This window comes from Acidovorax delafieldii (genome assembly GCF_007993815.1).
In the GTDB taxonomy this organism is placed as follows: Bacteria; Pseudomonadota; Gammaproteobacteria; order Burkholderiales; family Burkholderiaceae_C; genus Acidovorax; species Acidovorax delafieldii.
This window is the reverse complement of record NZ_VJWE01000011.1, coordinates 388,480-401,524: the sequence shown is the minus strand read 5'-3', so window position 1 is coordinate 401,524 and position 13,045 is coordinate 388,480. Positions and strand designations below refer to the sequence as shown.

Sequence of the window (13,045 nt, the reverse complement as noted above, 5' to 3'; positions counted from 1 at the left end):
CATGACGATCCGCTTCGAGGGTATCGAAAAAACATACACGGTATATGGCCGCCCTCAGGATCGGCTATGGGAGTGGGTCACCCGCAAGCCCCGTCACCGCGTGCATGTAGCGCTGACTGGTGTGGACTTCGAAGTCAAGGCGGGTGAGACCTTTGGTCTCATCGGCGAGAACGGGGCAGGTAAAAGTACGTTATTGAAAATTGCAGCAGGTACGATCGGACCGACTCAGGGGCGGGTGTCTCGGGAAGGGCGCGTCGCGGCGCTTTTGGAATTGGGCGCTGGATTTCACCCCGAAGAGTCGGGCTACGACAATATTCGCTTCATGGCCGCCTTGCATGGTCTGGAGGGTGAGACGATGGAGGAATTCACCGTCAGAGCGACTGCGTTTTCGGAACTTACCCGTGAGACGTTAGAACGCCCGGTGAAAACTTACTCATCAGGCATGTTTATGCGCTTGGCATTTGCTGCCGCTACGGCTATCGATCCCGACGTTCTCATTGTGGACGAGGCGCTTTCGGTCGGCGATTTGCATTTCCAGAAAAAGAGCTTGAATCGCATTTTGGAATTGCGCGAACGCGGTGCCACAGTTCTTTTTTGCTCACACAATCTATATCAGGTTCGAAGCTTATGCCAGCGCGCCGCATGGATTCACAATGGCCGAGTCCAAGCGATCGGCGCAACGGAAGGTGTAGTAACAGCTTACGAGGCACATGAACGCCGCCGGTACGCACACCTGAGGGTCGAGGTTGCCGAGAATGTGCTAAATGCCCCAGAGCCTTCCGCTGCAGAGGCTCCCACAACAGCACCACTGGTCAAAATTTCGCATCTGATCACTGAGACCAGCGATGGCATCAATCCCGCGCAGGTGGATTCCTTCCAAGATCTGACTGTCGAAATTCAGGTCGAATCGTACTGTAAAGACAAGTTTCACATAGGTTTTGCCTTGGTCAGGCCAGACAAGGACAACGTGTTCGGGACCAGCACCCAATTTCAAGATCCGCCAACACCGTTGAGTGGGGTTGGGACGCATAGCTTGCGCGTTAGATTTCCTTCTCTTCCACTCCTCTCGGGGGAATATCTCTGGAATGTTTACGTGCTCGATGATTCCGGGCTGCAGGTGTTGGACATGGCGGAATTAATTCAACCCTTTACGGTTTTGAATCAAAAGAACCGTGAGGTGGGATTGGTGTGGCTCGACCATGAGATGTTGTTGGCGGCATGATGAACGAATGGCGCTTGCGCTACGCGTTCCCGGCCTTGAGCCGCATGCCGACTACCGTGCCGTGGTACCTGGCTGCGGCAGTGGGACGTGAGCCATATGCTGCACGCCGACTGACAGAGCAGTTCCTCGTCAGGCGTTTCGAACAGGTGTTTCCGAGCGCAACTGCGATTGAACGTCGCCAGTGGGCACGTACGCATTTGTCGATGCTGGCGCGGGAAATGATGGACGCGTCAGCCCTTCACCGATTGGGTCGATCAGGCGGTCCAGAGATCGATGTGCAGGGATGGGAGCATGTCGATACGCTGATCCGTCGCAAGCAAGGGTTCATCCTTGTGCTTAACCACTATGACCGACTGTTGACATCAGCATTGGCGTTGGCCCTGAGAGGCCTGTCGCTGAACACATTGACCATGCCCGTGTTGGGGAATCCTGGGCTCACTGCCGTTCAAAGAGATTTCCTGGTTCGTAAGGTAAAGAGTTTTTCTGAGATAGCTAGAGGCGAATGGCGCACAACAGATCAGGGGATGCGCCCCGTTTATGCGTCCTTGAAGGCAGGCCAGGCATGGGGAATACTTGCCGACGCCTGGGCTCCTGAATTCACAAGGTTACGCAGTCACCCCTTTCTCGGTGGGCAACTGCATTTGCCCACCGGGATCGAACGCATGGCGGAGTCCGCTGGGGTTCCCATGCTGCATGCGGTGACGTACTCCGATGGTGCGACGCGTCTCAGAGTCGAAGTTGAGACATTGCCGGATAATGCTAGGCTGGCTATTGATTCGGTGATCCGGCGTTTGGAGCGGGATGTCCGTAGCCGTCCGTGGGCCTGGTGGCACTGGGGGCAATGGGAGCAAATGTGGACACCTTCGTCCGCCGAGGCGATATGAGCAAAATTGAGCGTTACGACTACGCATTCGACCCTGACGGTGGGGAGTGGGCAGCACGGTTGCTGCGTCGTGTTCCGCCTGGCCAAGGCTCTGTTCTGGAGTTGGGGCCTGGCCCAGGTGCCATGACGCGTGTCTTGTTGGACCGTGGTCACCGCGTCACTGTGGTGGAGAACGACCCTCAGGCCCTTGAAGTCCTCAAGACAATGGATGTGGAAGTCATCCCCGGAAACCTTGACAGCACGGATTGGCAAGATGCAATTGACGGGCGCCGTTTTGACATGGTGCTGGCTTGTGATGTGCTGGAGCACTTGCGAAAACCCGAGGATGTGCTGCAGCGGTTGAGCGGGTTGCTGGCCCCAATGGGGCAGCTACTGATTTCCGTGCCGAACATCGCCTACGCCGGTGTCCTGGCTGCCATGCGCGGTGGCGTCTTCGATTATTCGGACAAGGGGCAATTGGACAGGACGCATGTTCGATTTTTTACCAAGCGCAGTATCGAGAAGGTGCTGCTTGATGCGGGATGGGCGCCGCGAGTATGGGAGGCCAACCGCGTGCCCGTGGAATGCAGCGAATTTGCCGGGTATTGGCGTGCACTTTCTGGTGATCAACGCCAGGCATTGTTGGCAGGTTGGCAAGACTTTGACGTTTACCAATGGATGGTGGTTGTCACTCCCAGTGTCGAAGCACCTATCTGGGAGCTGAAAGAGGCTCGGGGAATGGTGGACGGTTTGCGTGACGAGCTTCAGGCACTGACTCTGGTTCACCAGCGTGAACGAGCCTCGTTGCTAGAGCACCAGAAAGCCTTTGCGGAAGCCAAAGAACTCATTGCGAAGCTACAACAGGAGGTCGGTGAGTTGCGAAAGAATGTGGACTTGCTGCGCTCCGAGAAGATCAGGTTGGACTCTGAGCTGGTGACAGCGCGCGTCGAGCTGCAGGCGAGGACTATGGAGCTGAGCGATCGCGCATGGCGAAGCCGCTGGCGCAGGTTCATGGGTTCGTACCTTAGCCGTTGAGCGCTAGAAAAATGCTGCTGGGAATTCCAGACTTTGTGACGTCACACGCCGGTGTGGACACGATGGGTGAAGGATGTCGGATTGATTCGTCTGTCTCTGTAATGCGTTTTGGGCAGCGCTCCAACGTGCTGTGCCTAGCTGATGGGGTCAGTCTCTACGCCCAGACGCGACTTGTGCTCGGAGATGTGGGTGCTGATCCTTGCGTAGGCATGCATATTGGCGCCCGCACCATCGTGAACGTCGGTAGCTACCTGTCGGGAGAGGGCGGGTTGGAAATTGGTGAGGATGTTCTGATCGGGCCGCATGCCAAGCTCTTGTCGGCGGGGCATGCGATTGATGAGGGGGATGTCGTCATCGCACGTAACCGTATTACCCGGGCGCGAATCGTTATTGAGGATGGTGCCTGGATTGGTGCCGGGGCCATTGTTCTTGAGGGGGTGACTATTGGTCGCGGAGCGGTTGTTGCGGCTGGGGCCTTGGTGCGGCAGGACGTGCCTGCGGGAATGGTCGCAGCGGGCATGCCTGCGCGTTTGATCCGTTCCAGGCGGGGTGCGGCTTGGCCTAGCTCCTCGCCTGCCCCAATTCCATGGCACGGCAAGTTCGCCTCAACACTGAAAACTATCTTGTCTATCGCAGGCAAGAGGATATGACGATGAAAGCCACTGTGCTTGGCGGTGTGGGCGGGCGCATCCGCTCTGGATTTTTCTCTTGCCGTGGTGTGGTGTTGCTCGTGGTGCTGTTCGTGGGCTTGCAGTCTGCCCCCCGGGCAAATCAGATCTGGGAGTTCGTGGACAAGGACGGCGTAACCCATATAGGCAATGTACCCCCATCGGCGCAGTCGCGCGGGGTGATCTGGCTCAACCGAGTGCCGCCCGCGTCGGAGCTGAAAGGCAAAGAGCGCGGTGCTTCCGCTTTGCAATTGCCCGGTTATGAAGATGCCAAATTACACCTAGAGGAAGCGGCCGCAGCTCAATCGTTGGACCCCGCATTTGTCATTGCGGTCGCCGCAGCGGAGTCGGCCTTTAATGCGAAGGCCATATCACGCAAGGGGGCCCTTGGATTGATGCAAGTCATGCCCGCCACCGCTGAGCGCTATGGGGTGGCAGCTCGCCTGTCCTCTGGTGGAGAGCATGCGGCCATGGAGCCTAAGGTAAATGCCCAAATTGGTACGCGATATCTGGCAGATCTGCTGCGTATGTTCGACGGTGACAAGGAATTGGCACTGGCGGCCTACAACGCGGGGGAGGGTGCGGTGATCAAGTATGGCCGACGGATTCCGCCTTATCCTGAAACGCAGCAGTATGTTGAGAAAGTGATGCGCTTTTACCGTGGCCTGCTTCGGTAGTGGCTAAGTGGGCGAATGAGTGAGCCGTACTGTGAGTCGCGTTATGTCGTCACGAAGCGAGTGGTGTCAATTTGCTCGCGTGCATTGCGCCGTGTCCAGGCGACGAGGGTGCCGAGGCCCGATTTTTCGCACGGATTGTCTTCGTTCGAGTGTCCTTGGCGCTGCTGACAACGGTTTCTTGCAGGTACCTCTGGCGAGTGCGGGTACCATCGGCCGCTCATGATTTGGTTATCCGTGGTGGCATTTATCGTGGCTGCGTTGGCAGCAGGGTTCATCGTGCGGTGGATGCGTAGCCATGCTCTTGTGTATGGCGATGGCATGCCACAACGTTTTCATCTGGGGGATATACCCAGACTCGGCGGTGCTGCGCTGTTTATTGGGATTGGTTGCAGTTGGGGGCTGGGAGTTCTGCAATCGACTCATTGGGGAGATCCGGGTTCGCTCAAGTTGGGCGCGTGGGTCGGCGGGTGGTTGGTGGCTTTGCTACCGGCGGTCGTCGGAGGTATTGCTGAAGACATGACCCAGCGTCTCTCGGTACGCTATCGCTTGAGCCTGACGGGTGCTTCTGGCGTTCTCGCTGTCATTCTTCTGGGCCTCAGCTTGCCACGTTCAGGCTGGCCCTGGTTGGACTCGGTGCTGATAGCTGCTCCTTGGTTAAGCATTGCGATTGTGGTTCTTGCTGTTTCTGGGCTTCCACACGCCTTCAACATCATCGATGGATACAACGGTCTAGCCGGCATGGTTGCACTTATTGTCTGCTTGGCTCTGGCTCACGTAGCATTGCAGGTGGGTGATCGTGCGCTGGCCGCCTTGTTGGTGTCAACGGCCGCTGCTACGGGGGGGTTTCTCGTCTGGAACTATCCGCGCGGCATGTTGTTTGCCGGCGATGGCGGCGCTTACGTATGGGGTGGCGTGATTGCGCTGGCCAGCATCTCTCTGGTGCAGCGCAATGCGGACGTATCGCCTTGGTTCCCGATGCTCCTGTTGATCTACCCGGTGTGGGAGACGATTTTCTCCATTTACCGCAAGGCGGTGCGGGGCGTTTCACCGGGCGTGGCCGATGCGCTGCATTTTCACCAGCTCATCTACCGCCGCATTGTTCGTGGGGTGTTTCACGATGATGAGTCCCGCCGGGTGCTGATGCGCAACAACCGTACGTCGCCCTATCTGTGGGGTTTTACGCTTCTGACGGTGGTGCCTGCAGTGCTGTTCTGGAACAACACGCCCCTGCTCATGGCGTTTTGCGGGCTTTTTGTGGTCAGCTATGTCATGGCCTATCTGGCCATCGTGCGGTTCAAAGTGCCGAACTGGCTGCGCCACTGAAGCCTTCTTGTGTTCGCGTGCCTGGCGAATGCGGCACAATTTGCGCCTCACAGTTTTCTCCGGATGGCACGCCTCCATGACCGACCTTCTTTCGATTGCCCCACGCGACAAGGCTGAAATCCTGGCCCAGGCGCTGCCCTACATCCGCAAGTTCCATGGCAAGACCATGGTGATCAAGTACGGCGGCAACGCCATGACGGACCCGGCCCTGCAGGCCGACTTTGCCGAGGACGTGGTGCTGCTCAAGCTGGTGGGCATGAACCCGGTGGTGGTGCACGGTGGCGGCCCGCAAATCGAAACCGCGCTCAACCGACTGGGCAAGAAGGGCGAGTTCATCCAGGGCATGCGTGTGACCGATGCCGAGACCATGGAAGTGGTCGAATGGGTGCTGGCCGGCGAGGTGCAGCAGGACATCGTGGGACTGATCAACCAGGCCGGTGGCAAGGCCGTGGGCTTGACCGGCCGTGACGGCGGCATGATTCGCGCACAAAAGCTCAAGATGGTGGACAGCAAGGATCCCACCATCGAACACGACGTGGGCCAGGTGGGTGACATCGTTTCCATCGACCCCAGCGTGGTGAAGGCGCTGCAAGACGATGCGTTCATTCCCGTCATCAGCCCGATTGGCTTTGGCGAGAACAACGAAAGCTACAACATCAATGCGGATGTGGTGGCCAGCAAACTGGCCACGGTGTTGCAGGCTGAAAAACTGATGCTGCTGACCAACACCCCCGGTGTGCTCGACAAGGCCGGCAACCTGTTGACCGACCTGACAGCCCGCCGCATCGACGAGCTGTTTGCCGACGGCACTATCTCGGGCGGCATGCTGCCCAAGATTGCCGGTGCGCTGGATGCCGCCAAGGCGGGTGTAAATGCGGTGCACATCATTGACGGGCGTGTGCCCCATGCCATGCTGCTGGAGATCCTGACTGACCAGGCCTACGGCACCATGATCCGCTCTCACTGACCCAGCGTGAGGTCTCCATGCGTCTGCTGTTGGTCGAAGACGATGTGATGGTGGCCAGCGGCATCAAGCTGGGGCTCACCGATGCGGGTTATGCGGTGGACTGGGTGGGCAGTGGCGAGCGGGCCGAAGAGGTGCTGCGCGCCGAGTCGTTTGATGCAGCCATCATCGACATCGGGTTGCCCGCCATGGACGGCCTGGAGCTGACACGCCGCCTGCGCCGCCCTGACATGGCAAGCCCCGCGATGCCAGTTTTGATCCTGACGGCGCGTGACGCTCTGCATGACCGGGTGCAGGGGCTGGATCTGGGGGCGGATGACTACATGGTCAAGCCGTTCGAGCTGCCCGAGCTGCTGGCGCGCCTGCGTGCGCTGTTGCGCCGTTCCCAGGCCGCGACCACGGCCGTGCTGAGTTTTGGCCCGCTGGAGCTGGACACGGCCGGGCGCCGGGCCAGCATGCGCACACCGGCTGGAGAGCAGGTCATCGAACTGGGCCCGCGCGAGTGGACGGTGCTCGAATACCTGCTCATCAACGCCCCCAAGCCTGCTAGCAAAGACAAGCTGCTGCAAGCGCTGACGGGGTGGGACAAGGAGATCACCCCCAACGCGGTGGAGGTGTATGTCTCGCGCTTGCGAGGCAAGCTGGAACCCCACGGTGTGGCGCTGCGGTCCATACGGGGCTTTGGCTACCGGCTCGAACTGCAGGCAACCTGAGCAGGTGTTTTCCGCGCCCAGTTCGCCGCCTCGCCATGCTTTGGAAAAACTCCTCCCGGCGGCCCGGCCTGCGCGCCATGACATCAGACCTGCGCACCCGGCTGCTGCTGATGCTGGTACTGCCCCTGTGTGTGCTGGTGCTGGCGGGGGTCTGGCTGGACTACCGGTCGGCCGATGAGGCAGCTGGCCAGCACGACCAGCGTCTGGTGCGGCTGCTGCCCGCGCTGGCCGATTCGGTGCTGGCGCCGCCCATCCACGACAACGACCCACCGCTGCTGCTGCTGGCGCCGCCCATCGAAGAGTTTTTGCGCCAGAACGCGGGCTTTGCGGCCTACAGCGTGCGCGATACCTCGGGGCGCCTGTTGCTCGGAGAGGGCTGGGTACACGGCGCCGTGCCCACCACACAGGCCCCGGAGTTCCACAGCGTGGAGTTCGGCGGCGTGACGTACCGGGTGGCGGCGCAACGCGGGCGCACGGGGGCGGGCGAACTGGTCGTGGCCCTCGCCGACGGGTCGGACCCTCGCCAGAAATGGGCGCAGCAACTGCTCCTCAGGGTGTTGTTGCCCAACCTCGTATTGCTGATTGCCGCGGGTTTTGCGATCCATTGGGCGGTGCGGCAGGCCTTCAAACCCCTGGTGGGGCTTGCGGAGGCGGTGGAGCGCCGCTCTCCCCGCGATCTCAGTCCCATCGACGAGGCCGCCTCGCCCGACGAGGTGCGGCCCTTGGTGCACTCGCTCAACCGCCTGTTTGCGCTGGTCAACGCACAGGCCGAAGGGCAGCGGCGTTTTGTGGCCGACGCGGCGCACCAGTTGCGCACGCCGCTGGCGGGCTTGCAGGCCCAGGTGGAGGCCTGGGCCATGATGGCCAAGGCGGCAGCGCCGCCACGCACGTCTTTCCCGGATTTCGACCGAAAAATGCCGCTAGCGCATGAAGATCGTGCACAAGGCGCTATTGTTTTGGGAGCGGATCAAATCGAGAAGCTGCGCAACGCCACGCGCCGCACCTCGCAGCTGGCGCACCAGCTGCTGGCGTTGTCTCGCGCGGACGCCCGCAGCCTGGACGCGCAGCCGCCGCAGCGGGTTGACCTCAAGGATCTGTGCGAGTCGCTGCTGGAAACATTTTTGGACGCAGCAACCGGCAAGGGCCTGGACCTCGGGCTCGATGTCCAGCTGGTGCATGTGACAGGCCATGGCTGGCTGCTGCGCGAGCTGCTGTCCAACCTGGTGGACAACGCCATCAAATACACACCTGCGGGGGGCGTGGTGACCATCCGCTGCGGACTGCGCCAGGGGCGCGCGGGCCCGCCCCGGCCCTACGTGGAGGTGGAGGACGACGGCCCTGGCGTGCCGGAGTCTGAGCGTACGCGCGTGTTGCAGCGGTTCTACCGCGTGCCCGGCGCGGGAGGCGAGGGCACGGGCCTGGGCCTGGCCATTGCGGACGAGATTGCCCGGGTACACCGTGCCGCACTGACGCTGGGCACGGGCCCCCAGGGGCGCGGGCTGCTGGTGACGGTGGTGTTTCCGCTGTAGTCGTGCGGGGTCCCCGGGCCGTCCGGACCGACAAGGGGCCTGTGCGAGAATCATTTCCACACACGATTGACTTGTGCAAACAGGTGGCGGCCACGCCCCTCCTGGCTGCGGCAAGATGTGACATCGTGATCCACGCCCTGCCGTGATCCGACCATGCCCAGTGGCATGCGCACCGGGAGCAGGGCCCCACCGGAGTCCCTGTCCTGCATGTCTGAAATCTCGCCCCTCCCCGAGCCTGCCAGTACCGCCGAAGCGGGTGATGTTGCGGCTGCACGCAAGCGGCCCAAGCCCGGGGAACGGCGCGTCCAGATCCTGCAGGCCCTGGCCGCTATGCTGGAGCAGCCTGGGGCCGAGCGCATCACCACTGCCGCACTGGCCGCGCGCCTGTCGGTCAGCGAGGCGGCGCTGTACCGTCATTTCGCCAGCAAGGCGCAAATGTTCGAGGGCTTGATCGATTTCATCGAGCAGTCGGTGTTCACACTGGTGCAGCAGATCACGGGGCGCGACGTGCCTGACCCCACACAGCCTGCCGACATGGGCGCGCGCCAGGCGGCGCGCATCGTGGCGCTGGTGCTGCAGTTTGGCGAGCGCAACCCGGGCATGGTGCGGGTCATGGTGGGCGACGCACTGGTGTTCGAGCACGAGCGCTTGCAGCAGCGCATGAACCAGTTCTTTGACCGCATCGAATCCACCCTGCGCCAGTGTCTGCGTGCTAGCACCGCCGCATCCAGCACGCCCACAGTCGATGCCCAGGTGGCGGCCAGCGTGTTGACGGCCTTTGTGGTCGGGCGCCTGCAGTGCTACGCCCGCTCGGGGTTTCGGCGCCAGCCCACCGAGCACCTGGAAGCCAGCCTTGCGCTGATGTTGTAGCGGTCCGCGTTGTTGAGGCGGCGCATCACGGCGGGGGTGGCGCGGCTGCAACGGGTGGTTTGGATGGGTCTCCCTATTTTTTCCGGGGGCTTGGGGGCTGCAGGGAATTTGCTGCAGAATAGAACGAACGTTCGTTTTTATTCGTGCCTATGTCCTCCATCCCCGAATCCCGCCAGGTCACCCGCATCCCGCGCGCTCGCAGTGGTACCGGCCGTGCCTTGCAAAAAGGCCAGCAGACCAAGGCGGCCATCGTCGAGGCCGCGCTGGGCCTGGCCACGCACATCGGGCTGGAAGGCCTGTCCATCGGGGCGCTGGCAGACGTCACCGGCATGAGCAAGTCGGGCGTTTTCGCCCACTTTGGCTCCCGCGAAGAGCTGCAGATCTCCGTCATCCGCGAATACCACACCCGCTTCGAACAGGAAGTGTTCTACCCCGCCATGTCCGCCCCCCGTGGCGTGGCGCGTTTGTCGGCGCTGTTCGACAACTGGATGAAGCGCACCTCCATCGAAATCGACTCGGGCTGCATTTACATCAGCGGCGCGGTCGAGTTCGATGACCGTACCGGCCCCGTGCGCGATGCGCTGGCCAGTTCGGTGCTGACCTGGCATGCCGCCATGCGCCGCGCCATCGAGCAGTGCAAGGAACTGGGCGAGCTGCGTGCCGACACCAAGGAAGAGCAGATGCTCTTCGAGATCCACGGCCTGATCCTCGCGCTGCACTACGAGGCGCGGTTCCTGCAGACCCCGGGCTCCATCGACCGGGCTGTCGTGGGCTTTCACAACATTCTGGCGCGTTACAGCGCGCCGACAGTGGCAGCCAAGGCACCCACAGTGGCGCGCCGCAAAGTTTCCAACCAAACCACCACATCCAAGGAGTAAACCCATGCCTACCTATACGCCGCCCCTGCGCGACATGCAATTCGTCATGCACGAAGTGCTCAAGGTCAGTGATGAATTCAAGGCGATGCCACCCCACGCCGAAGTGGATGTGGACACCATCAATGCCGTGATCGAAGAGGCCGGCAAGTTTGCTGCCGAAGTCGCCTTCCCGCTCAACATCAGCGGCGACACCGAAGGCTGCGTGCTGAACAAGACCACGCACGAAGTGAAGACCCCCACCGGCTTCAAGGACGCCTATGCTAAGTACGTCGAGGGTGGCTGGGCGGCGCTGAGCTGCGACCCCACCTACGGCGGCCAGGGCCTGCCCTTCGTGCTGAACCAGTGCCTGTACGAGATGCTGAACTCGGCCAACCAGGCCTGGACGATGTACCCCGGCCTGTCGCACGGCGCCTACGAAGCCCTGCACGCCCATGGCACCGACGCCCAGAAGGCCCTGTACCTGCCCAAGCTGACCAGCGGCGAATGGACCGGCACCATGTGCCTGACCGAACCCCACTGCGGTACCGACCTGGGCCTGATGCGCACCAAGGCCGAGCCTCTGCCTGACGGCACCTACAAGATCACCGGCAACAAGATCTTCATCAGCGCCGGCGAGCACGACATGGCCGCCAACATCGTTCACCTGGTGCTGGCCCGCCTGCCCGATGCGCCCAAGGGCAGCAAGGGCATCAGCCTGTTTGTGGTGCCCAAGTTCAACGTGAATGCCGACGGCTCGCTGGGCGAGCGCAACCCGATCTTCTGCACGGGCCTGGAGCACAAGATGGGCATCCACGGCAACGCCACCGCGCAGATCGCACTGGACGGCGCCATCGGCACCATGGTGGGCCAGCCCAACAAGGGCCTGGCTGCCATGTTCGTGATGATGAACGCCGCCCGCCTGGGTGTGGGCAACCAGTCGCTGGGCCTGACGGAAGTGGCTTACCAGAACGCGCTGGCCTATGCCAAGGACCGCATCCAGTCGCGCAGCCTGTCGGGCCCCAAGGCCAAGGACAAGGACGCCGACCCCATCATCGTGCACCCCGATGTGCGCAAGATGTTGCTCACCGCCAAGGCCTACGCCGAAGGTGGCCGCGCCCTGCAGATCTTCTGCACGCTGTTGCTGGACAAGGTGCACAGCCACCCCGATGAAAAGGTGCGCAAGGATTCCGAAGAACTCGTGGCCCTGCTGACCCCCATCGTCAAGGCCTTCATCACCGACAACGGCCACATCAGCACCAACGCGTGCATGCAGGTCTTCGGCGGCCACGGCTTCATCAAGGAATGGGGCATGGAACAGTACGTGCGGGACAACCGCATCAACATGATCTATGAAGGCACCAACACCATCCAGTCGCTGGACCTGCTGGGCCGCAAGGTGCTGGGCAACAACGGTGCCACGCTGAAAAAGCTGGGCAAGCTGATTGGCCAGCTGGTGGAAGAAGAGGGCGTGAACGAGCGCATGGCCGAGTTCATCAACCCCGTGGCCATGCTGGGCGACCAGATGACCAAGTTCACCACCGAGATCGGCTTCAAGGGCATGCAAAACCCCGACGAAGTGGGCGCTGCTGCGGTGGACTACCTGCGCGTGGCCGGCCACCTGGTGTTCGGCTACCTGTTCGCCCGCATGGCCCAGGTCGCCCTGCGCGAGATCGCCGCCGGCAACACCGACCCGTTCTACGGCGCCAAGCTGCAGACCGCGCGCTTCTACTTCGCCAAGCTGTTCCCCGAAACCGCCACGCTGATGCGCACCGCCCGCGCCGGCAGCAAGGTGCTGATGGACACCGATCTGGCCCTGGCCTGATCGGTGCCGGATGCGGATTTCAAGCCTTTTTGCCAGGGAGCGCAGATGTTCAAAGCGGTAGCAGCTATTGTTTTGGTAGCGGGTGCGCTGCCGGCCTGGGCGCAGATGACGCCCGAAGGCCTGTGGCGCAACATCGATGACAAGACCGGCGAGGCCAAGGCCGAGATCCGCATCCGCGACATTGGTGGCGGCGTGCTGCACGGAGCGCTGGAAAAGCGCCTGTCCAAGGACGCCAAGCCCGAGGATGTCTGCGAGGAGTGCTCCGACGACCGCAAGGGCAAGCCCTTGGTGGGCTTGGAGATCATCCGTGGCGCCAAGAAGGCCGACGGCAAAGAGGTGTGGGAGGGCGGCAAGATTCTCGACCCTGAGAACGGCCGCAACTACACCCTGCGCATGACTCCCGTCGAGGGCGGCAAGAAGCTCGAAGTGCGCGGCTCGATCGGCCCGTTCGGCCGCACGCAAACCTGGATCCGCGTCCAGTAAACCCCATTCCCGTGGCCGCG

General features: G+C 61.8%; 13 protein-coding genes. All 13 read left to right on the top strand.

Annotated elements, in window-relative coordinates:
* The first annotated feature begins 1 nt into the window (after position 1).
* The 13 genes from ATF69_RS04530 (at position 2) to ATF69_RS04470 (ending at position 13,025) form a co-directional block, all read left to right on the top strand.
* A complete protein-coding gene (locus ATF69_RS04530; RefSeq protein WP_056745398.1) occupies positions 2-1,222 on the top strand; it encodes an ABC transporter ATP-binding protein in 1,221 nt (406 codons plus the stop codon).
* Positions 1,219-2,106 carry an LpxL/LpxP family acyltransferase gene (locus tag ATF69_RS04525; RefSeq protein ID WP_146870018.1) on the top strand — a complete coding sequence of 296 codons (888 nt, stop codon included), beginning with the start codon at positions 1,219-1,221 and terminating at the stop codon, positions 2,104-2,106. Before ATF69_RS04530 ends, ATF69_RS04525 begins: the two co-directional genes overlap by 4 nt.
* Positions 2,076-3,119: a class I SAM-dependent methyltransferase gene (locus ATF69_RS04520; protein WP_244303648.1), complete on the top strand. Its 1,044-nt coding sequence runs from the start codon at positions 2,076-2,078 to the stop codon at positions 3,117-3,119. Before ATF69_RS04525 ends, ATF69_RS04520 begins: the two co-directional genes overlap by 31 nt.
* A gap of 11 nt (positions 3,120-3,130) precedes the next feature.
* Positions 3,131-3,769, top strand: coding sequence for an acyltransferase (locus ATF69_RS04515; RefSeq protein WP_082564988.1), 639 nt, complete (start codon positions 3,131-3,133; stop codon positions 3,767-3,769).
* Positions 3,766-4,464 (top strand): lytic transglycosylase domain-containing protein, encoded by a 699-nt coding sequence (locus ATF69_RS04510; RefSeq protein ID WP_244303647.1) that lies wholly within the window; start codon positions 3,766-3,768, stop codon positions 4,462-4,464. The genes ATF69_RS04515 and ATF69_RS04510 overlap by 4 nt, the downstream gene beginning before the upstream one ends.
* A gap of 219 nt (positions 4,465-4,683) precedes the next feature.
* A complete protein-coding gene (locus ATF69_RS04505) occupies positions 4,684-5,787 on the top strand; it encodes a glycosyltransferase family 4 protein (protein ID WP_056745385.1) in 1,104 nt (367 codons plus the stop codon).
* 76 nt (positions 5,788-5,863) lie between these two features.
* A complete protein-coding gene (argB, locus tag ATF69_RS04500; RefSeq protein ID WP_056059422.1) occupies positions 5,864-6,754 on the top strand; it encodes an acetylglutamate kinase in 891 nt (296 codons plus the stop codon).
* A 17-nt stretch (positions 6,755-6,771) separates the two neighbouring features.
* On the top strand, positions 6,772-7,464 hold the full coding sequence (locus ATF69_RS04495) for a response regulator transcription factor (protein WP_056059420.1): 693 nt from the start codon (positions 6,772-6,774) through the stop codon (positions 7,462-7,464).
* Between the two features lie 77 nt (positions 7,465-7,541).
* Positions 7,542-8,993 (top strand): sensor histidine kinase, encoded by a 1,452-nt coding sequence (locus ATF69_RS04490; RefSeq protein ID WP_056745383.1) that lies wholly within the window; start codon positions 7,542-7,544, stop codon positions 8,991-8,993.
* Positions 8,994-9,200: 207 nt separating this feature from the next.
* Complete coding sequence (gene slmA, locus ATF69_RS04485) at positions 9,201-9,863, top strand: nucleoid occlusion factor SlmA (protein WP_146870017.1); 663 nt, start codon at positions 9,201-9,203, stop codon at positions 9,861-9,863.
* A gap of 149 nt (positions 9,864-10,012) precedes the next feature.
* Complete coding sequence (locus tag ATF69_RS04480; protein ID WP_146870016.1) at positions 10,013-10,741, top strand: TetR/AcrR family transcriptional regulator; 729 nt, start codon at positions 10,013-10,015, stop codon at positions 10,739-10,741.
* A 4-nt stretch (positions 10,742-10,745) separates the two neighbouring features.
* Positions 10,746-12,542, top strand: a complete 1,797-nt coding sequence (locus tag ATF69_RS04475; protein WP_116748879.1) for an acyl-CoA dehydrogenase C-terminal domain-containing protein — start codon at positions 10,746-10,748, stop codon at positions 12,540-12,542.
* A gap of 45 nt (positions 12,543-12,587) precedes the next feature.
* Positions 12,588-13,025, top strand: a complete 438-nt coding sequence (locus ATF69_RS04470; protein WP_056059410.1) for a DUF2147 domain-containing protein — start codon at positions 12,588-12,590, stop codon at positions 13,023-13,025.
* The last annotated feature ends 20 nt before the right edge of the window (positions 13,026-13,045 follow it).

Excerpts from the sequence above, each read along its gene's own strand:
- ATF69_RS04530 (WP_056745398.1), top strand. The coding sequence starts at position 2 with ATGACGATCCGCTTCGAGGGTATCGAAAAAACATACACGGTATATGGC.
- ATF69_RS04525 (WP_146870018.1), top strand. The coding sequence starts at position 1,219 with ATGATGAACGAATGGCGCTTGCGCTACGCGTTCCCGGCCTTGAGCCGC.
- ATF69_RS04515 (WP_082564988.1), top strand. The coding sequence starts at position 3,131 with ATGCTGCTGGGAATTCCAGACTTTGTGACGTCACACGCCGGTGTGGAC.
- ATF69_RS04510 (WP_244303647.1), top strand. The coding sequence starts at position 3,766 with ATGACGATGAAAGCCACTGTGCTTGGCGGTGTGGGCGGGCGCATCCGC.
- ATF69_RS04505 (WP_056745385.1), top strand. The coding sequence starts at position 4,684 with ATGATTTGGTTATCCGTGGTGGCATTTATCGTGGCTGCGTTGGCAGCA.
- argB (WP_056059422.1), top strand. The coding sequence starts at position 5,864 with ATGACCGACCTTCTTTCGATTGCCCCACGCGACAAGGCTGAAATCCTG.
- ATF69_RS04495 (WP_056059420.1), top strand. The coding sequence starts at position 6,772 with ATGCGTCTGCTGTTGGTCGAAGACGATGTGATGGTGGCCAGCGGCATC.
- ATF69_RS04490 (WP_056745383.1), top strand. The coding sequence starts at position 7,542 with ATGACATCAGACCTGCGCACCCGGCTGCTGCTGATGCTGGTACTGCCC.
- slmA (WP_146870017.1), top strand. The coding sequence starts at position 9,201 with ATGTCTGAAATCTCGCCCCTCCCCGAGCCTGCCAGTACCGCCGAAGCG.
- ATF69_RS04480 (WP_146870016.1), top strand. The coding sequence starts at position 10,013 with ATGTCCTCCATCCCCGAATCCCGCCAGGTCACCCGCATCCCGCGCGCT.
- ATF69_RS04475 (WP_116748879.1), top strand. The coding sequence starts at position 10,746 with ATGCCTACCTATACGCCGCCCCTGCGCGACATGCAATTCGTCATGCAC.
- ATF69_RS04470 (WP_056059410.1), top strand. The coding sequence starts at position 12,588 with ATGTTCAAAGCGGTAGCAGCTATTGTTTTGGTAGCGGGTGCGCTGCCG.